At 32.7% G+C, this 19,160-nt stretch carries 18 protein-coding genes; 9 read left to right on the top strand and 9 right to left on the bottom strand.

Features of this window, described 5'->3' with window-relative positions; all coding sequences use genetic code 11:
• Window position 1: 1 nt before the first annotated feature.
• Window positions 2-613: a hypothetical protein gene (locus ABJD27_RS14630; protein WP_348167712.1), complete on the bottom strand. Its 612-nt coding sequence runs from the start codon at window positions 611-613 to the stop codon at window positions 2-4.
• Window positions 597-1,145 (bottom strand): RNA polymerase sigma factor, encoded by a 549-nt coding sequence (locus ABJD27_RS14625; RefSeq protein ID WP_348167709.1) that lies wholly within the window; start codon window positions 1,143-1,145, stop codon window positions 597-599. Before ABJD27_RS14625 ends, ABJD27_RS14630 begins: the two co-directional genes overlap by 17 nt.
• A gap of 306 nt (window positions 1,146-1,451) precedes the next feature.
• Here ABJD27_RS14625 and ABJD27_RS14620 point away from each other — a divergent pair, with 306 nt between their 5' ends.
• Together ABJD27_RS14620 and meaB are read left to right on the top strand one after the other, a co-directional pair.
• Complete coding sequence (locus tag ABJD27_RS14620; protein ID WP_348167706.1) at window positions 1,452-2,354, top strand: hypothetical protein; 903 nt, start codon at window positions 1,452-1,454, stop codon at window positions 2,352-2,354.
• Window positions 2,355-2,442: 88 nt separating this feature from the next.
• The gene (gene meaB / locus ABJD27_RS14615; RefSeq protein ID WP_348167703.1) at window positions 2,443-3,489 is read left to right on the top strand and encodes a methylmalonyl Co-A mutase-associated GTPase MeaB; all 1,047 of its coding nucleotides are present in this window, start codon (window positions 2,443-2,445) and stop codon (window positions 3,487-3,489) included.
• Between the two features lie 40 nt (window positions 3,490-3,529).
• On the opposite strand, the gene ABJD27_RS14610 is transcribed toward meaB, so the two are convergent.
• Window positions 3,530-3,754, bottom strand: coding sequence for a hypothetical protein (locus tag ABJD27_RS14610; protein WP_089374008.1), 225 nt, complete (start codon window positions 3,752-3,754; stop codon window positions 3,530-3,532).
• Window positions 3,755-4,213: 459 nt separating this feature from the next.
• A complete protein-coding gene (locus tag ABJD27_RS14605; protein WP_348167700.1) occupies window positions 4,214-4,462 on the bottom strand; it encodes a YgjV family protein in 249 nt (82 codons plus the stop codon).
• Window positions 4,463-4,723: 261 nt separating this feature from the next.
• Between ABJD27_RS14605 and ABJD27_RS14600 the strand changes: the two genes are divergently transcribed.
• The 6 genes from ABJD27_RS14600 to ABJD27_RS14575 all read left to right on the top strand — a co-directional run bounded on the left by ABJD27_RS14600 (window position 4,724) and on the right by ABJD27_RS14575 (window position 9,542).
• Window positions 4,724-5,524: a sulfite exporter TauE/SafE family protein gene (locus tag ABJD27_RS14600; protein ID WP_348167697.1), complete on the top strand. Its 801-nt coding sequence runs from the start codon at window positions 4,724-4,726 to the stop codon at window positions 5,522-5,524.
• Window positions 5,525-5,643: 119 nt separating this feature from the next.
• Window positions 5,644-6,015, top strand: a complete 372-nt coding sequence (locus tag ABJD27_RS14595) for a rhodanese-like domain-containing protein (protein ID WP_348167694.1) — start codon at window positions 5,644-5,646, stop codon at window positions 6,013-6,015.
• 15 nt (window positions 6,016-6,030) lie between these two features.
• Window positions 6,031-6,630: a methyltransferase domain-containing protein gene (locus ABJD27_RS14590; protein WP_348167691.1), complete on the top strand. Its 600-nt coding sequence runs from the start codon at window positions 6,031-6,033 to the stop codon at window positions 6,628-6,630.
• A 35-nt stretch (window positions 6,631-6,665) separates the two neighbouring features.
• Window positions 6,666-7,124, top strand: a complete 459-nt coding sequence (locus tag ABJD27_RS14585) for an isoprenylcysteine carboxylmethyltransferase family protein (protein WP_348167688.1) — start codon at window positions 6,666-6,668, stop codon at window positions 7,122-7,124.
• Window positions 7,125-7,209: 85 nt separating this feature from the next.
• Complete coding sequence (locus tag ABJD27_RS14580; protein WP_348167685.1) at window positions 7,210-8,523, top strand: cytochrome ubiquinol oxidase subunit I; 1,314 nt, start codon at window positions 7,210-7,212, stop codon at window positions 8,521-8,523.
• Window positions 8,520-9,542 carry a cytochrome d ubiquinol oxidase subunit II gene (locus ABJD27_RS14575; protein ID WP_348167682.1) on the top strand — a complete coding sequence of 341 codons (1,023 nt, stop codon included), beginning with the start codon at window positions 8,520-8,522 and terminating at the stop codon, window positions 9,540-9,542. Before ABJD27_RS14580 ends, ABJD27_RS14575 begins: the two co-directional genes overlap by 4 nt.
• A gap of 96 nt (window positions 9,543-9,638) precedes the next feature.
• On the opposite strand, the gene ABJD27_RS14570 is transcribed toward ABJD27_RS14575, so the two are convergent.
• Window positions 9,639-12,395, bottom strand: coding sequence for a trypsin-like serine protease (locus tag ABJD27_RS14570; protein ID WP_348167679.1), 2,757 nt, complete (start codon window positions 12,393-12,395; stop codon window positions 9,639-9,641).
• 291 nt (window positions 12,396-12,686) lie between these two features.
• Here ABJD27_RS14570 and ABJD27_RS14565 point away from each other — a divergent pair, with 291 nt between their 5' ends.
• Entirely contained in the window at window positions 12,687-12,866 is a 180-nt protein-coding gene (locus ABJD27_RS14565; protein WP_348167676.1) for a hypothetical protein, read from the top strand.
• Window positions 12,867-12,943: 77 nt separating this feature from the next.
• Here ABJD27_RS14565 and ABJD27_RS14560 read toward each other — a convergent pair whose 3' ends face one another.
• The 4 genes from ABJD27_RS14560 to ccrA all read right to left on the bottom strand — a co-directional run bounded on the left by ABJD27_RS14560 (window position 12,944) and on the right by ccrA (window position 18,921).
• The gene (locus tag ABJD27_RS14560; protein ID WP_348167673.1) at window positions 12,944-15,154 is read right to left on the bottom strand and encodes a hypothetical protein; all 2,211 of its coding nucleotides are present in this window, start codon (window positions 15,152-15,154) and stop codon (window positions 12,944-12,946) included.
• Between the two features lie 409 nt (window positions 15,155-15,563).
• On the bottom strand, window positions 15,564-16,268 hold the full coding sequence (locus tag ABJD27_RS14555) for a 4'-phosphopantetheinyl transferase superfamily protein (protein ID WP_348167670.1): 705 nt from the start codon (window positions 16,266-16,268) through the stop codon (window positions 15,564-15,566).
• Window positions 16,269-16,487: 219 nt separating this feature from the next.
• Entirely contained in the window at window positions 16,488-16,877 is a 390-nt protein-coding gene (locus tag ABJD27_RS14550) for a hypothetical protein (RefSeq protein ID WP_348167667.1), read from the bottom strand.
• A gap of 838 nt (window positions 16,878-17,715) precedes the next feature.
• Window positions 17,716-18,921, bottom strand: coding sequence for a crotonyl-CoA carboxylase/reductase (ccrA, locus tag ABJD27_RS14545; RefSeq protein ID WP_348167662.1), 1,206 nt, complete (start codon window positions 18,919-18,921; stop codon window positions 17,716-17,718).
• Window positions 18,922-19,160: the final 239 nt, after the last annotated feature.

Genomic DNA, 19,160 nt, shown 5'->3' with positions numbered 1-19,160 from the left:
ATTAGATCGTTTGGATGGCATCTTCTTGAGATGCTTTTAATTCACTTAACTTGCGTTTCAGTTTTGACAGTAATTCTACTCGTAGCTTCAAATTTTCAATCATTGCATTGACCATCTCTTCGCTGATTCCGCTCTCTGTAATTTCTTTGTTTAATCGTTGATATTCTTCGTCTAGTTCTGCAAGTTGTTTTAAGAAAGAATCGATAAGTTCTTTGTTTTCATCGTTTATTTCTAATCTTGTGATTTCTAGATTGATGCTCGCTAGGTAATAGTCTTCTACTTTTTTAAAGTCTGGAGATAGATCACTTAATTGTAATGATCTTTTTTCTTCAGGTAATTCATTAGTATCTGTAGAGACTATTTTGTGTTCATCTGAGTCCGCTTTCGCGAAAGCGTTATTAGCCACAAACCACACCGTACCAGCAACAAGAATGATAACAGCTGCTATTTTCATAAAAAAGAAAATTCCTTTTTGAGATCCTTTATCTGTATCTTCTTGGACGGGTAATGCTTGTGCAAGACGGTCTTCAAATCGAGACTGATGTCCTTTACTTAATGGTGTCCCATCTTGTTCTTTTATGTCTTTAAACATGTTTCTAAGATCCTGTGCCATAGCTCAACTCTTTTAGTTGTTCTTGTAACTTCTTCTTACCGCGGTGCACCATGGTACGAGAAGCTACTTCTGTTATATTTAATATTTCTGATATTTCCTGATGATCGTACCCTTCTACAAGGAATAGCATAAGTGGGTATCGATATTTATCAGGCAACTCAGCGATTGTTTTCTTGACGTGGTCTACCGTTACTTCATCATCTACATCCCAGTTTTCGGTATCCTCATCTACTTTGCCTATCACCTCTTCATTAAGAGGGACAATGGTTGCTTTTTTTGCTTTAATCATATCGAGACTTTTATTAATCACGATACGTTTTAACCAAGCTCCAAAAGTGACATCCCCTGTGAATTGATGTAATTTTGCAAAAGCATTTATAAATCCTTCATGCATCGCCTCTTCTGCTTCGAATGTATTCTTCAAAAATCGAAAAGCCACGTGGTACATACCTTCACAGTATTTGTTGTACAGTTGCAACTGTGCCCTTCGGTCATTGCGTTTACATTGTTCTATGATATCAGTTGTAAGCAAAGTATTCTTTTTGGTTAGTGTATAATTATTTGCTATTCGATCTAAAGACGAGACTATTTTTTTGATGTTGCAAAAAAAATGAAAAAAGTTTCGCCTATTCAAATTTACTACCTCTAAATTAAATCATTAATGTTCATATATCAACATTAAATTTTATTGATTATCACATATTAACGATAAAAAAATAAAGTAAATTTGAATTGAAATTTTATTATTAACCCATCGAAAGCCTAACAATTGAAGTTCTCTAAATCTAGTATTTTATACCTATTAAGATTATTTTGTCGCTATTATATTGCCTTTAGGATGTTTTCTTATGCTTTTTCAAAAATTCTTAAAACACAATTTAATTTAGGCCCTAGATATCTAGATGATTCTATAAGTAGTTTTAATGGGCTTTCTCTTACTTGGTATTATTATGGTTATTCCCGAACATACGGTTTAGTAATAGCTGGCGCACAAATAGCTGCTGCGTTACTACTTTTATTCAGAAAAACAGAACGAATAGGAGTTATCCTTTTCTTAAGTTTTATGATTAATATTTTATTGTTAAATTATTTTTATGAAATTGATGGAGCAAAATCAATGTCTATTACACTAACAATAATGGGCATTTTCCTGTTGTTTTCAGATTGGAAAGCATTTAAAAATTATTTTCTAAAATCAAATATAAACCAGCCATTAATCCCTTCTATTATTCCTGCAAAAGCAAAAAACTTATATTGGTTGAAGTTTCTTGTTATTATTCTTCTTGCCTTTTTTGCACATAGAAGAATCTCTGACCTCAAAAAAGAATATTTAGTTGAAAGTAAACTTCATGGAGTTTGGGAAATAACCCCTAGAAATTCTAAAAATAAAATTGACAAACTCTATATAGGATATTATAACCGTATAAAGTTACGAGACTCTCTTAATAATATGTATCGCGGAAAATTAGAGCTTGATACAATAAAAAAAATAGGAACTTTCAAAGCAAGTTATTATTCAGAAAAATATTATTACTTTATTGAAGACAGCATAGCAAAATTAGATGTTCAAAAAGATAGTTTAAAGAAAATTAGAGCTAACATTAGAGAATTTTATAATACAAAAAACAATTCATCACCTATTGAATTCACATTTAATTATAAATTAAGAGGAGATACATTAATTTTAAATGGTCAACGTGAAGTGAAATATTTAAATATAACAGATAGATATAAAAATTAAAAAGTTATTTTTTTTTACAGAATAATACTGCATCTATTTTCGCCTATTCAAATTTACTACCTTTACTTTACAATGAGATAATGCAGGTATGAATAAAGAAAATACTAGAGGAATTAATCCTGACTATTTACAAGGAAAAGCTCGTAAGGCTAGAACATCACTTGATGTTGAAGTACTTGCTCAAGAAATTATTTCTGGAAACCATACGGCATTATCCAAAGGAATTACATTGGTAGAAAGCACTGTAAGCAAACATCAAGAACAAGCACAAATCCTGATAGAAAAATGCCTTTCGCATGCAAATCAATCTATCCGAATTGGAATTACAGGTGTTCCAGGCGTGGGAAAAAGTACATTTATAGAAGCTTTTGGAAGTTATCTCACAGAACAAAATAAAAAAGTAGCCGTACTTGCAGTAGATCCTTCTAGCTCACTTTCTCACGGAAGTATCTTAGGGGATAAAACAAGAATGGACACTTTATCTCAGAATAAGCATGCTTTTATAAGACCATCTGCTTCTGGAAATTCTCTAGGTGGTGTTGCACGTAAAACAAGAGAAGCTATTATTTTATGTGAAGCGGCGGGTTTTAATACTATTATTATAGAAACCGTTGGTGTTGGTCAAAGCGAAACTATCGTACACTCGATGGTAGATTTCTTTCTTTTGCTAAAACTTGCAGGCGCGGGAGATGAGTTACAAGGGATCAAACGAGGTATTATTGAGATGGCAGATGCCATTGTGATTAATAAAGCCGATGGTAAAAATGAGAAACCTGCAAAGCTAGCAAAGGCTGCTTTTGCAAAAGCGTTACATTTATATCCTCCAAAAGATAGTCACTGGACGCCCAAAGTAAGTACGTGTAGTGCTCTAGAAAATACAGGGATTACAGCTATATGGGAACTCATTACTTCTTATAAAGAACTTACAGAAGAAAATGGATATTTTACAACAAAGCGTACTGAACAAAATACTTACTGGTTATTACAAACCATAGAAGATAGTTTAAAAGAAAACTTTTACCGCAATAAAAATATAAAAGAAAAATTACCGCTGTTATTAAAAGAACTTTCTAATAATAAGATTTCTCCTTTTGCAGCGGCAAGGATATTATTAAAAGAAAATAATAATTCTTAAAAAACAAATGGCTCGCAATTGCGAGCCATTTGTTTTTTAATTAAGCAGTATCTGGACGTCCTTTAAGACGCTTTTCTATCTTACGTTTTTTTTCTGTAAGCCTCTTCATCATATCCATCAGCTCCGGTTCTTTTGTTTCCTTATAAATTTCATTAATTGCTAAAATGAGTCGTTTTGCTTCTCTTGAAGCTACCACACGATCACTAGTCGACATATGACTCATTTTGGAATTTTCAAAAGCTTCCGCTTCAGTTAAAATATCCATAGTTGTTTTGTTTGTTCAATATTGTTTGAAAGTGCATAAATGTAAATAAACAAAGTTTATTATACAAAAAACGTTCATTGATTATGCTTATGTTAACATTTGATATCAATATACTTATCTCGTGTTATTTATAAAACAACACTTACCGCACCCTTTTAACTACTGATTGTTAATTATTTACACAGCTCTCAATATACACATTTTAATATATTAACCGCATTCATTTGTAAGTAAATTCTACTATTATTTTTTTATTTCTGTCCAAAGAATTTATTTCATCAGCAAAATTACGACGCATAAACATATTCTCGATGTGCTTTTAGAATACTAAAACCTGCTATAAAACAGAAAAAAACAATATTTTATATAAAAGCAAATAGCAAAAGACATGCTAGAAAGCGAACTTATAACGACATAATATTTTAGTAAAATAGGTATTCCAAATTAGATATGCAGCCCTTAATTATCTTCGGGTTTCACTACTGTAGCATCCGACTTCTTTATAAAAAGATAATACCCGTTTACAAGTAAAATTGCTACATTAGTTATAATAATAGGAATACTTGTAAGTAACACTCCATAGGCTACAAAAAAAGCACATCCTATTGAATTTGTAATTCTAAGTTGGCGTATATCTTTTCTAAAAAAAGATAGCAACACAAATAAACTAGCTAAATATCCTACAATTTCTACTGAATTAAACTCCATATTTTCCTTCTCTTTTATGGATGCAAAACTAAGAATACTTACTTTATTTTATTGTTCATTATTCTTGTTTTTTATTGTTTGCTTACCTGGTTATGTTTTATGAAGTATCATTATTGTATACTCTTCTAACAAAAAAAATCAATCATTTAATAAAATCCAAAGTAGTTGTAAATCCTTCTTAAAATACATACATAACAATTAATATATTTATAGTTTAAAAACTATCATTACTTTTATATTAAAATTACCCACTAACTATTAATGGACATTATCCAAATTCTTGGTTACATTGGCGCTTTATGCATAGGTGTCGTTTTAGGTCTTATAGGAGGTGGAGGTTCGATATTAACCGTTCCTATCTTAGTATATCTCTTATCCCTTAATCCTATTACAGCAACTGCATACTCACTATTTGTTGTAGGAGTCTCTGCTCTTGTAGGTGCTATTAATAATATAAGAAAAGGGCTTGTTGATTTTAAAACTGCTATTGTTTTTGCTATTCCAGCGCTACTAGCAGTTTATGCTACAAGAAAGTATATAGTACCTAATATTCCTGAGGAATTATTTTCTATAGGTGATTTTATCATAACCAGAAGCATAGGGATTATGATCTTTTTTGCCATCATTATGTTACTTGCTTCTATCTCTATGATACGTACTAAACGTAAAGATGATAATATAGAAACAACAGTAACGTATAATTACCCAATGATTATTTTGGAAGGAATTGTTGTTGGCGCTTTAACAGGAGTTGTAGGTGCTGGAGGAGGTTTCCTTATTATTCCTGCATTAGTATTGCTGGCAAAGCTTCCTATGAAAAAAGCAATTGCTACGTCATTATTAATCATCGCAATAAAGTCTTTAATTGGTTTTATAGGAGATGTAGAAAATCTAACGATAGATTGGCCATTTCTTTTGAGCTTTACGAGCCTCTCTATTGTTGGGATTTTTATAGGGATGTGGCTTACAAACTTTATTGATGGAAAAAAACTAAAGAAAGGGTTTGGTTGGTTTGTTCTTATTATGGGGATTTATATTATTATCAAAGAGTTTACGATGTAACTTATGTTACTGTTTACTTTAAAAGATGTTCCTAAATTCGCTTTCGCGAAAGCGTACTTACAAACATTCAGATTTTAGTAAAATCATCTGTATGTTATTAAATCTTAAAATGAAATTACATGAAAAATATATTTTTTATCATACTACTTATACTATGTGTTTCTTGTAAAGGGCAAGAGAAACCTAATGAAACTCAAGTAATAGATATTCAAACATTAAAGACAGAAGTTATAGGTAAAGATGTACAATTTGTAGATGTACGATCAGAAAGAGAATACAATCAAGGACATATAGATGATGCTATTAACATCAATATTGCAGATAAAGATAATTTCAAAAAAGAAATACAAAATCTGGATAAAACAAAGCCTGTATATATCTATTGCCAGGCTGGTGTGAGAAGTCACCGTGCTAGTAAAATCATGCAAGAATTAGGTTTTACTACTATTTATGATTTTGCAGGAGGTTGGGGTGTTTGGAGTAATCAATAATTCTAGCATATCACGATGGAGTTTAATGATGAGTATTGGGAAAACAGGTATTTAGAAAATACAACACGATGGGATCTAGGAGAGATCTCTACACCCATAAAAGAATATATAGATCAGCTAGAAGATAAGACATTAAAGATTTTAATTCCGGGAGGTGGTAATTCTCACGAAGCTGAGTATCTCATCCGTCAAGGTTTTAAGCAAGTATATGTTATAGATATTGCAAGTACACCTCTTCAGAACATAAAAAAAAGAGTGCCATCTTTTCCTCCTTCTCAACTTATTCAAGGAGACTTTTTTGATTTAAATCTAACCTTTGATCTTATCATAGAGCAAACCTTCTTTTGTGCTCTTACACCTAACCTTAGACCTGCTTATGTCAAAAAAATGAATAATTTACTTACTACAAAAGGAATCCTCGTAGGATTACTTTTTAATGCTCCTCTATATGAAGACCACCCTCCATTTGGAGGAAATATAGAAGAATACCGTTCTCTTTTTGAACCTTATTTTACAATTAATAGTATGGATCCTGCAACAAACTCTGTAGAAAGTAGAACCGGAAGAGAGCTTTTTATACATATGCATAAAAAAAATAAGCACTTGTCTGTATGACAATTATGTTTCTTATTTTCTTTTATCTTATGCCTATGAAATTACAACCAACCGATTTTGCTTTTGTGTTTATTCAATTCGTATTGTTTTTTGCATTTATTTTTGAGATTTCATTTTTACAAATAACGTTACCAAAATTCGTTAAAATCGCAGGATTTGTCACTTCTATTTTCGGAAGCCTACTTGTTGTAATAGCACTACTGCAATTAAACAAAAATCTATCTCCTTTTCCCTCTCCAAAATCTGATACTCAACTTATTAAAAATGGCATCTATACATACATACGTCATCCTATTTACACTGGTATCTTAGGAATAGTCGTAGGATATAGTTTTTTTTCAGGATCGGGATATAGATTCTTAATTACGTTACTCCTTCTTGTTCTATTTATATATAAATCTCGTTATGAAGAAAAGCGATTATTATTAGTTTTTAAAGACTACCTAGATTACAAAAAGAAAACGGGTCGTTTTTTGCCAAAAATAAACCCGTAAACGTTCTTTTTATGTACCCAAGTGTACTAGCAAATTAACATTTGAAAAGTATCTTTATAGCATAGAATTTTAAAGACTATATCGTATGGAAAATCTAGATGCTGCAAGACTTCAAATGGCATTTACTCTTATTTTTCACATTGTCTTTGCCTGTGTAGGGATGGTGATGCCCTTTTTTATGGTTGTAGCTCATAAAAAATGGTTAAATACTCGAAATCCAATATACTTAACACTTACAAAATCATGGCAGAAAGGGGTTGCTATCTTTTTTGTCACTGGTGCTGTTTCTGGAACTGCACTTTCTTTTGAGCTTGGTCTTTTATGGCCAGAATTTATGAAACATGCGGGTCCTATTATAGGGATGCCTTTCTCCTTAGAAGGAGCTGCTTTTTTTGTAGAAGCCATTGCTCTTGGGTTCTACTTGTACGGATGGAATAAAATTCCAGAAAAATTTCACTGGATTACAGGTATTATTGTGGGGATTTCTGGTGTTGCCTCTGGGATTCTTGTTGTCTCTGCAAATGGATGGATGAATGCCCCATCTGGTTTTGATTACATCAATGGAGAGTTTCTTAATATAGATCCTATAAAGGCATTATTTAATCCTGCTTGGTTTACACAAGCACTCCATATGACGTTAGCTGCTTTTACAGCTACAGGATTTGCTGTAGCAGGAGTTCATGCCTATCAGATATTTAAAAAGCGAAATATAGAATTACATAAAAAAGCATTTAAAATTGCAATTACCTTTGGAGCTATTGCTGCCATTTTACAACCTTTAAGTGGCGATCTTTCTGCAAAAGACATTGCCGAAAGACAGCCTGTAAAACTTGCCGCAATGGAGGCTCATTATGACACCTCAACAGGAGCTCCTCTATACATAGGTGGGATTGTTAATAACGAGACTCAAGAAGTATCTTATAAAATTGAAATTCCTAAAGCACTTTCTTTCTTAGCCTTTGGAGATTTTGACGCAGAGGTAAAAGGGCTCAATGATTTTCCAAAAGACGAACATCCTAATGTAGCCATCGTTCATTATGCGTTTCAAACAATGGTGGGTATAGGAACACTACTTATGCTTGCAGGGATTTTGTTTCTTATTACGCTTTCGCGAAAGCGTACCTGGTTTAATTCTCCTAAGTTTTGGCTATTATTTATCATACTAGCTCCTATGGGATTTATTGCCCTAGAAGCTGGTTGGATTGTCACCGAAGTAGGTAGACAACCATGGATTATTCATCATATTATGAAAACCAAAGATGCCGTAACTCCTGTACCAGGAATTGTGTATAGTTTTTATATGTATGTAGTTTTATATAGTATTCTGACCATTGCCGTTACTTGGTTAATGAGCAGGCAGATCAAAGCATTAAATAACACTAAAAATATGGAAGCATGATTTATGTCGTTCTCTTTTTTCTTGCTTTTTCATTAGTATTGTATGTATTACTAGCAGGAGCAGATTTTGGTGCAGGTATTGTAGAGTTATTTTCTTCAAAAGAAAATCAAGCTATTACTAAAAAAACAGTGTATCGTGTGATGGGGCCTGTTTGGGAAGCAAATCATATTTGGATTATTATTATGATTGTCATCTTATGGGTTGCATTTCCTATCTATTATAATATTCTTGTAGTATCCTTACATATACCACTTACACTCATGTTACTAGGAATTACGTTGAGAGGAGTTGCTTTTGTTTTTAGACATTATGATGCTTATAAAGACAAATCGCAAGTACTTTATGACTGGATGTTTAAAACGGCTAGTCTAGTAACCCCTATATTTCTAGGAATAACTTTTGGAGCAATTATCAGTGGAGAAATCATACATACAATCTCTATTACAGATTATAATTTTAAAGAACTTTATATAGATTCTTGGTTTAATATATTCTCGATATTAACAGGTTTGTTCTTTGCTTCTTTATGTGCTTTCTTATCTGCTGTATTGCTTATTGGTGAAGCAGCTTCTATCAATAGAAAAATATATGTAAAAAAAGCAACCATAGCAACACTAGTTGTAGTTACTATTGGTTCCTTAACCATGCTCTATGGATATTTTAATCAAGTGCCTTTTGTCTTAACGTTTACCTCAAACGTCTATGCCATTATTGCTATTATTTTATCTGCATTATTTCTTATTCCGTTATGGATAAGCATACGAGGTGGCCATCGAATTTTAAGTAGAATATTTGCAGGAATACAGGTATTACTTATTCTAGTTGCTGCACTCACGCCTCATTTTCCAAATATTTTATTTACAACGCAAGGATCTATTAGTATACTTCAAGGGGTTGCACCAGAAAGTGTAATACATACTCTTGGCATTACATTACTTATAGGAGGAGGTGTTATATTACCAGGACTTTTTCACCTTCTTAAATCGTTTAAGATGATCAAAATATTAGAACGTAATTAAAATATCTATTTCTTATCATACAAAACTATCTTCTTAAAAAAAATAGATCCGAGACAAGCTCGGACCTATTCATTTAATTACCTGATAATTTAATAATTAATTCTTTACTATTACTTTTTTAGAAATAGCATACTGATCTGTTTTAAAGGTTACAAAATAGATTCCTGTCTTAAGTGTTCCTGTTGCATTCCAATTTGAATTTATAGCTACATCTTTCTTTGAATTTACTATAAATGAATGGATTTTTGTTCCATAAAAATTATATATCTCCACAGTAACATCAAGGTCTGCACTAGTTTCTATTAAGAAATTCATATTTCCTTTGTTAGGGTTTGGATAAATATCTGTTTTTACAAAACCATTACTTTCTGGTGCTCTTATTGGTGTGAAGCATTGAGGAAATGATGGTTGAGATTGGGTTTCATCTTCACAGACTGCTGTCACTCTCCAAGTAAAACATTTACTCTGTAGCCCTTCTGGTATTGTAACATTGTTTACTGGTGTTATAAGAGGTATAATAGATATTTGACTCTTACAATGACAAAATGCTTGTGGTCCATCTCCTGTTGGAGAGCTTACAATATAATATGCTGCTCCTGGTACAGGATTCCAAGTAAGTACTTCTCCGACAACTTGAAGGTTTGTAGGTGTTGCTAAATCTTCACATTTTGGTGGTTTAACACAATCTATAATCGTAAAGTTATGCTGTAATGATACCCAGCCACAGTTAGGATCATTTATCGCTAATTTTACAGAATAAGTCTTTCCTACCTCGAAGGTTACTGGATGTTCAGGATCATTTTCAAATAAATCTGTAATGTTTACAAAATCTGGAGATCCAGAAATCCATCCTGCTCCAGAAATCCAATCATAGTCTCCATTACTATCTACAACCCAGAGGTCCATAAAGTAATTGCTCGTATTTAAAGTAGCACTACCATTTACATACACATCTTCATCTAAACAGAATTCTGTTTTATCATTATGATTTTCATCTTCATAATGATAGTCTACAGAATCTGGTTCTATAATCGTAAAATCATGCTGTAATGATACCCACCCGCAATTAGGGTCATTTATAGCTAATTTTACAGAATAAGTCTCTCCTACTTCGAAGGTTACTGGATGTTCTGGGTCATTTTCAAATAAATCTGTAATATTTACAAAATCTGGTGAGCCAGAAATCCATCCTGCTCCAGAGATCCAATCATAGTCTCCATTACTATCTACAATCCAGAGATCCATAAAGTAATTGCTCGTATTTAAGGTAGCACTACCATTGACATAGACATCCTCACCTAAGCAAAATTCTGTTTGATCATTATGACCACTATCTTCATAATGATAATCTACAGAGTCTGGCTCTATAATCGTAAAATCATGTTGTAATGATACCCAACCACAGTTAGGGTCATTTATAGCTAGCTTTACAGAATAGGTTTCTCCTACCTGAAAGGTTACTGGATGTTCCGGATCATTTTCAAATAAATCTGTAATATTCACAAAATCTGGTGAGCCAGAAATCCATCCCGCACCAGAAATCCAATCATAATCTCCATTGCTATCTACAATCCAGAGATCCATAAAATAATTACTCGTATTTAAGGTGGCACTACCATTCACATAAACATCTTCTCCTAAGCAGAATTCTGTTTGATCATTATGACCACTATCTTCATAATGATAATCTACAGAGTCTGGCTCTATAATCGTAAAATCATGTTGTACAGACTCCCAACCACAATTAGGATCATTTATCGCTAATTTAACAGAATAGGTCTCTCCTACTTCAAAAGTTACCGGATGTTCAGGGTCATTTTCAAATAAATCTGTAATATTTACAAAATCTGGAGATCCAGAAATCCATCCTGCTCCAGAAATCCAATCATAATCCCCATTGCTATCTACAATCCAAAGATCCATAAAGTAATGACTTGTATTTATTGTATCACTACCATTGACATAAACATCTTCACCTAAACAAAACTCTGTTTGATCATTATGATTTTCATCTTCATAATGATAAGCAACACTAGTGGGAACATTATCACTTATAAAATCTGAAAGATTACGCACATTTGCATAGATCGTAGGAAAGTCATCTCTCACACATCCTCCCCAACTTGACACTCCAATGAGTATAGCATCGGCTCCACGTCCTAATACAGCAGGTCCTCCACTGTCACCAGGACCAGCGGCGATTCCTTCTTGCCAAAAAGAAATCATAGAATTATCAAAAGGATTATCATCATCTGGTTGACAATTGTTTGCAGCAACATTAATAAGATCATTTGCAGCCGCATTAGTAATTATAGGAAGAGAAGCTCCTAGTAAAATGTTATTACAGCAACCTCCTCCTGAATCTCCCCAACCAGATATAAATGCATTTACACCTTCAGCAATATCTGCTGCAGTGGTATTATCTGGAGTAGCATAATCTATAGCACGGACATTATCATTAAAATCTAAAGGGCTCTCAAGACGTATTAATGCAATATCATTTGTTGCAGGAGCATTTCCTGCTCCAAAAGGTGTATAATCAGGATGCATGATAATTTCTGCGACATCAATTCTTTGTCCAATTCCATTATTAGTTTGATCGGTAGCACCCGCATGTACTACGATATCATCTGCACTAAGTCCTTCTACACAATGACTCGCAGTAACGATCCACTCACAATCTATAATGGTTCCACCACAGCCATGACCTACACCTACTCCAGGGTATTCTAAAGAAACTTGATAGGGAGCATCTGCTATATCTATAGCTGTTCCTCCAAATATTCTCTGATCTTGGGCATACATCTGAAGTGACGCAATTAAAAACCCAATTACAATAATAATTTTTTTCATAATATATAGTTAGTTATGTTTTCTCCTACTCTTTTTAGACTTTTCGGATTCCGCCTTTCAAAAACCTATTCAGTTTAAAGAGTGGCATTTAGAGATGTGTTACCCTATTTTTTTAAACAAAGTGTACATAACATCTAAGACATAACTATTTATCCTTATAATAATCTGGTGTATTGTAGTCTCTAGGCATTTTTATATGTGCTTAAGGTGATCAAAATATCTATAACACAAAACCCTCTGCATCTATTCTTCGTAAGTATTAGGGAAGTATAATTTTAAAATCATGTTATTATGAAAAAAGAGTTAAAGACATTAAAATTAAAAACAATCAAAATCTCTAATCTTTCAAACGTTCAAGGAGGGCTTAAAGTTTTAGTGGACATTCCCACTAGTGATAATAGCTTAGGTTGTTCTTTCCAGCCTCAATGTCACCCTACAGATTCGCCAACGTTTGCTTTTACTTGTGCATAATTTAAAACACACATGAGAAATGGCGCTTTTTTAAGGCGCCATTTCTATTTACATCTTTTAATTTTTACTTGTAGTGATCATTCAATTTTCACACGCTGTGACACTGCATCTAACCATATATAACTCAAATCGGCTCCTGCTGCGCCATGACATGTCATACAACTACGATTACTTCTTTGTGTCGCTTTGCCATTCTCATCATCACAATATGTAGTCATAAATGATTCTATTACAGTATTTCTCAAAAAGCGAGGTCTTGCACTAAAACAATCATTCCCTATTGTATTGTCCTTACAGTTTATCTTATTTACGGTTCCGTTTTGATTACGTCCATTTAAAGGCCATTGTACATTAACGAGTATATAATTTGCAAAAGGAGATCCTATTTTTTTCAATTCTGCCTGAAACATGGTATTCAGTTTTATAGCTTCAGGAGTAAGAGGCACTAATCGTGTAATCTGATTTGGAGCATCTTTAAGTCCTTTATCAAATCTATTTAAGTCCACATTAGGACAGCCTTCAATACCTGAAACTCCTGCCAAAAAAGGATATTCATCACAATCAGTTAATGACGGAAGGTCTGGGTTATAAAAAGTTCCTTTACCATCTTTATCTCCCGCATCTGGAGCATTGTCCTTGTGTTCAAAAGTAATCCAGATCCATTGTGGAGCAAAATATGTTTTACGCGCAATATGAAGTCCTACTAATGCCATGTATGAAACCCTACACGCCTTTTTTTCTGAATCATAAATAAGTGCTTTTCTAACAAAAAATTTCTCATTTGCTTCCTTTAATTCTTCTGCTTCTTTTTGAGGGTTATTTTCTGTAAAGACAAGTTCTTTCCACGCCGACTTTACCTCCATGGCTCCTTCATTATATAATGTGTCTGCTTTAGTATCTGGAAAATTCACTGTATTTACTTCTCCTTTAGGCCCGCTAGGTGTAAGATTGAGACTTGCTGCTCTTCCATTACTAATTAAGTATTCAAATTCAGTTCGATTAAAAAGTACTTCATAGCGCACCTTTTTTCTATCTTGATCTACAAGATATCCAAAGGTACCTGCAAATGCTTGTCCTGTTTCATTTAGTACATCACGTGTTTTTGATTCCATTGTAATTACAAAATCATGTGGTACCTCTTTACAAGAAGCTTCGACTATTACTGGAGGTTTTTGATTCCAAGGTTGTGCTACAGGATCCCAACTAATATTTCCAGGTTGGAAGACTTCAAATGTCGGTTTATAGGTTTCCCAAACTGTTGAATTCTTACTATTGCCAGTAAAAGGCAGCGATGTATCTGCTTCACCTCTTTGTGGTGTTGGTGTATTTTTTTTGTTAGGCCAATTTAGAGCAATAAATGATTTCCACCCATAACTATTAAACATCTCTTGTGTTTTCTCTGGGCTTAGATATTTAAATGCTAGTGTAGGGTCTACTGGAACATCAGAAGGGAGTTTAGGGCTCAGTTTTGAATCTTGTACATACGCTTCTACCGTTTCTGAAAATTTTGCAAGATCTGTGGGTTCTTGTGTTATAATAGAAGAGCCATTCATATCTGGTGGCGTTATAAAACGGTCACAATACGGTGTATCACTTTGTTCTGAAAAAGGATTTCTAATATCATCTAGTGTTCTTACATAATCTGTGTTAAAAGCAGGGGCATGACAGTTTACACAAAAGGAGCTTACATGATTCTGAATCCCTTGTGAGCCAGCACTTATATTACTTGTCTTTACGTCCTTTTCAAAAAAGAATCCGTAAAACCAATCTCCACCATAACAGTCTACCCCATTATATGTTTCTAAAGTTGCCGTCGCGCAGTAATTATATTTAGGGTACGGTTTATAGAGTAATGTTATTGCTCCTGGAGCTTTTAGGAGTGGATTTTCAGTATGTGTACTGTCTATTTTTGCATGATAGTTTTGTTTTACAATAAAAGAACCTGGAGGAAAATCTAATGGTTGTGTAATTGTAGAATCTACTGCAAGCTTTAAAAATTCGTTTGCTATATCATTTACATAGGTACGTATCCAACGACCATGTACAGCCAGTCCTAATCTTTTTAAAGTATCAGATCCTGAAGAAACATCTGTACCCGGAAATAAGTGCCAGTTTGGGTTCTTTGGATTACTATAGTCTTGCTCTTGGAGGTAGGTCATAACTGATTGAATATCTGGATTGACCTCTCCCTCTCTTATTTCTGTATAATGACCATTTAAACGTGGATTACACGAATTTAAAACAACGATACCGATCAAAACAGCGATACATACAAATAGCTTTTTCATTTTTTATGGTGTTATATCCATTCCTCACGCTCCAAATGTATAATCTAATACCTACTTCAAAATATGGATTAGTATAAAATTTCTCTCACAACATTCTTAAATAGTATAATTTAAGAATACAAAATAGCTATAATTAGCCATGTATAAACACGTAATAATACGCATTTTAAATATAGTATGGTCTGGCTTTTTTTGCTTTCGCGAAAGCGCACAATAAATACAGGTCTATGTACAGGAGTTTTTACTTATTATAATAATAAACGATTTTGTATTCTTAAATATTGAGGAACAAAAAAAGCCGACTCTTTCGAGTCGGCTTTTTTATAGTAATCATATGAATAAAATTGGAATTTGTTCTTTAATTTATTGCTTTAAAAACATACGTATATCACACTACATATATTGACAATTAAAATATAACTTGAAGTTCTTGTGCTTTTTTTAGTTCACACTTTGAAGTGATAGAACAGTATTTATTATCCATTTTAAACGTTTTGGTATACCAGGTATCATTTTCATAGGTTGTCCCTTCTTTATCTATCTTTATTTCTGTAAGAGGGATAGACATCCCTTTTCCTATAGCTTTAATGACAGATTCTTTCTTAGTCCAGAATTCATAAAACTTATCCAGTCCATTGTCTTGAATTTCTGCTAATTCTTGTGTTGAAAAAACATTTTCAAATAAGTCGTACTCTATCTCATTGATTTCCTCTATATCGATTCCTATTTCTTGTTTACTAAAGACGCATACAACCGTATTACCACTATGAGAAATATTAAAGTTAAAGTTACTATTTATCATATATGGTTTTCCATAACTATCCTTAAGAATTTTCTCAAATTCAAAGGAGTCATATCCAAATATATAAGCTCCCATATATATCATTAATTTTCCAAATAGACAGTTGTATCTATCATCCCACCTTCTATATTTAAGCACTTCTTGCTTAAGTTTTTGAGGTAAAAACTCTAAGTAATATTTTAAAATATCTTGACCTATATTACTATCTGTAGAATATTGAAATAAATAATATTCATCCTCCCTTAGATCTATTTTAGGAATTGATTTAAAATCACTAAAGGCTACGTTATGTATTGAATTTTGTGTGATCATAATAATGTGTATAATAAAACTAGTCATGGGATTTCCCATCGTCTAGTCTTGCATTAAACTTTTCCAATATTTTTAATTTTTCATTTCAATAAAGACATAAAGTTTTATTGAAGCGTGTCGTGTGTTTTTATATTTTTACAAGGAATATATAGTGTATTTCTTGTAGGTAGTATATGATTAATTGGGTATTAAAAAATGATTGTCATTTTGGACTATTTATCATAATAAATTATTGATATATGTTCCTTCTGTTTCTATATATTTAATAAGCGCCGCTATATCATATTTACAACGGCAACGCCTGAGTTTATTGAGAATCTTACGAAGTGCTCTTTTTGTTTTATCTTTTGCATCTGCATGGCCAAATTGCCCTTTGGATCGTTGTATCGTAAGATTAATAAAGGCTAAATTCCATAGCAATTGAGTTAATTTACCTGAGCTTGATTCATCCAGTCTTATATTCTTAATTTTTATAAAATTACCTTCATCATTTATTAGTACTAAGAATTCGGTTCCTAGTATATTTATACGATCTTTTTGAATCTCTAAAACTTCTGGGGTTGGTTCTTTTATAACGACATCTGGCGCATATTCTAGTTCTACATTCATGGTGTCATGGCTTTACTATATTATTTAATAAAAGAGAGGTCAAATCAATAAGACATCTAAATACCAAGTGATATCTAGATTAATTTTGTGTCTTCCTTGATTGAATATAGCACCGGTAAGACCTTTTACCTGCTCTTATATTCCCGTTACATATCGATACATTTGATATATATAAACAACGTATTTTTGAGCATACAGAAATACTATGATTACTAGTTTCATTTCAGGTGATTTACAATTATTTTCAGGTTCTTACTGCTATTTATGAAGCATATGTAAGCAAACTCTTTAAAGGACAAATCATTTCTTCTGTTATAATAGGGTTAGGTACAGTTTTCCCTTGTTTTATTAAACTTAATTTACGTCCGCACATGCCTCCATTTTGAGCGCAGTTACATGTTGATTTACTATTTTTCATCTTGTTAGTTTTTAAGTTAATGCCTCTGTTTTAAAAAGTAAAAGGACCTTGATTTTATAGTTATACTTTATAAAGCAATTCATAAATAACATTGTAGGTGCACAGGAATATCTTATTATGAGATACTCTCTTTTTAATAAGATATATTCTTCAGATACGCTTTCGCGAAAGCGTATAACGACATACACTAAGCATAAATAATATGCAGGCTATTTCGTATATAAACAAATTTTATGTAGTGTATAACAGAAATTATTTATGAATGTAAAACCGAGATCCTTTTCTCTTATTAGCGTTGAAAATATTTAAGTATTATGAGTGTCTTGAGCATACAATTTATAAAGGTCTAGCATATCACATGAATGCATTTATAAATCTAGATACAACTGTATTTTACTATTATTTTCATACCATAATTCCTTATAGAACAACTGCTGCATTTCCAAATTGATTGCTATTATTAAGCATATCTAAATGAGCTAATGGGAGTTCATCCCAAGGATAGGTTTTGGATATAACAGGTGTAAACATGGCATTTTCCACCAATTTATTAGCATCACTTAATTCTTTTAAAGAACTAAAATGTGATCCTTGAATTCTTTTTTGACGCATCCAAATATAGGAAGCATCCATAGATAGATTGAAGCCACTAGTAGCGCCACAAAAAACAACCATTCCTCCTGTTTTAACTACATAACAACTTGTTGGAAAAGTGTCTTTCCCGACGTGTTCAAAGACAATATCTGGGTTGACATTTTTTCCAGTTATTTCCCATATAGCTTTTCCAAATTTTTGCATTTCTTTTACATGACTTGCGTATGCTTCTTTATCATCTACACTAGGTAATTCTCCCCAACAGTCAAAGTTTTTTCGGTTTATATAACCTACAGCACCCAATTCCATGCATTGTTTCCCTTTTGCGGTACTAGATGTTACAGCAATTGCATTTGCACCAGCTATCTTGATTAATTGAATGGCTGCACTACCTAATCCTCCACTTGCACCCCAAACTAGCACATTCATTCCTGGTCTAAGAATATTAGGCGCATGCCCAAATAACATTTTCCAAGCGGTAGCATAGGTTAACATATAACTACCCGCTTCGTCCCACTTTAAGTGTTTTGGTTTCCTTAATAATTGTGAAGCTTTAACTGCGGTATATTGAGCAAAAGATCCATAAGGAGTTTCATATCCATATATCTTTTGTGAAGAACATAACATTGTATTTCCTCCATTACATTCATCACAAAGTCCGCAAGATTGTCCACAATGAATGATTACCTCATCTCCTAAACTATACTTAAAATTAGGGTTGTTAATCAGACCTTCACCTACCTTCCAAATAACTCCGGCAGCATCACTTCCTGCAATATGAAAGTCTCTTCCGTGAAATTTTGTAGGTGATACAGGACTTCCTAAAGCAGCCCATAAACCGTTATAATTAATTCCTACAGATTTTACCTTAATCAAAACTTCGTCAAATCCAACTTGAGGAGTTTCTATTACCTCTTCTCTTAAAGATTGCATAGGAGCCCCATGATTATCAGGCTTAATAACATAAGCATACATCTTTGAAGGTACAGTCCCTAATTCTGGGCTCTCATTAAGATTAAATAATTGTTTCATAATAATTGTTTTTTAATGTAATTAACAAACTTTAAAACTGTAGTTCTCCTATCTAGAATACAAAGGCTTAACATCTAATAAGGCAAATAATATCGCCGTTATATAAAACATATTTTTGTATAACATGTATTACATACGCTTTCAAAAGATTCTAGATGTATCATAAGTAGGCAATAGTCTTTCCTGCTCAACATATTTATACACATATTGAGTCTCACTACTCTTTTAAGTTTATTAAA

It is taken from the genome of Dokdonia sp. (assembly GCF_039945015.1).
Classification (GTDB): domain Bacteria; phylum Bacteroidota; class Bacteroidia; order Flavobacteriales; family Flavobacteriaceae; genus Dokdonia.
The sequence above is the reverse complement of the archived record's forward strand: the minus strand, read 5'-3'. Positions and strand labels throughout refer to the sequence as shown.

Bases quoted from the DNA above. Each gene is read 5' to 3' on its own strand.
- ABJD27_RS14630 (WP_348167712.1), bottom strand. From the start codon at position 613: ATGGCACAGGATCTTAGAAACATGTTTAAAGACATAAAAGAACAAGAT.
- ABJD27_RS14620 (WP_348167706.1), top strand. From the start codon at position 1,452: ATGTTTTCTTATGCTTTTTCAAAAATTCTTAAAACACAATTTAATTTA.
- meaB (WP_348167703.1), top strand. From the start codon at position 2,443: ATGAATAAAGAAAATACTAGAGGAATTAATCCTGACTATTTACAAGGA.
- ABJD27_RS14610 (WP_089374008.1), bottom strand. From the start codon at position 3,754: ATGGATATTTTAACTGAAGCGGAAGCTTTTGAAAATTCCAAAATGAGT.
- ABJD27_RS14605 (WP_348167700.1), bottom strand. From the start codon at position 4,462: ATGGAGTTTAATTCAGTAGAAATTGTAGGATATTTAGCTAGTTTATTT.
- ABJD27_RS14600 (WP_348167697.1), top strand. From the start codon at position 4,724: ATGGACATTATCCAAATTCTTGGTTACATTGGCGCTTTATGCATAGGT.
- ABJD27_RS14595 (WP_348167694.1), top strand. From the start codon at position 5,644: ATGAAAAATATATTTTTTATCATACTACTTATACTATGTGTTTCTTGT.
- ABJD27_RS14590 (WP_348167691.1), top strand. From the start codon at position 6,031: ATGGAGTTTAATGATGAGTATTGGGAAAACAGGTATTTAGAAAATACA.
- ABJD27_RS14585 (WP_348167688.1), top strand. From the start codon at position 6,666: ATGAAATTACAACCAACCGATTTTGCTTTTGTGTTTATTCAATTCGTA.
- ABJD27_RS14580 (WP_348167685.1), top strand. From the start codon at position 7,210: ATGGAAAATCTAGATGCTGCAAGACTTCAAATGGCATTTACTCTTATT.
- ABJD27_RS14575 (WP_348167682.1), top strand. From the start codon at position 8,520: ATGATTTATGTCGTTCTCTTTTTTCTTGCTTTTTCATTAGTATTGTAT.
- ABJD27_RS14570 (WP_348167679.1), bottom strand. From the start codon at position 12,395: ATGAAAAAAATTATTATTGTAATTGGGTTTTTAATTGCGTCACTTCAG.
- ABJD27_RS14565 (WP_348167676.1), top strand. From the start codon at position 12,687: ATGAAAAAAGAGTTAAAGACATTAAAATTAAAAACAATCAAAATCTCT.
- ABJD27_RS14560 (WP_348167673.1), bottom strand. From the start codon at position 15,154: ATGAAAAAGCTATTTGTATGTATCGCTGTTTTGATCGGTATCGTTGTT.
- ABJD27_RS14555 (WP_348167670.1), bottom strand. From the start codon at position 16,268: ATGATCACACAAAATTCAATACATAACGTAGCCTTTAGTGATTTTAAA.
- ABJD27_RS14550 (WP_348167667.1), bottom strand. From the start codon at position 16,877: ATGAATGTAGAACTAGAATATGCGCCAGATGTCGTTATAAAAGAACCA.
- ccrA (WP_348167662.1), bottom strand. From the start codon at position 18,921: ATGAAACAATTATTTAATCTTAATGAGAGCCCAGAATTAGGGACTGTA.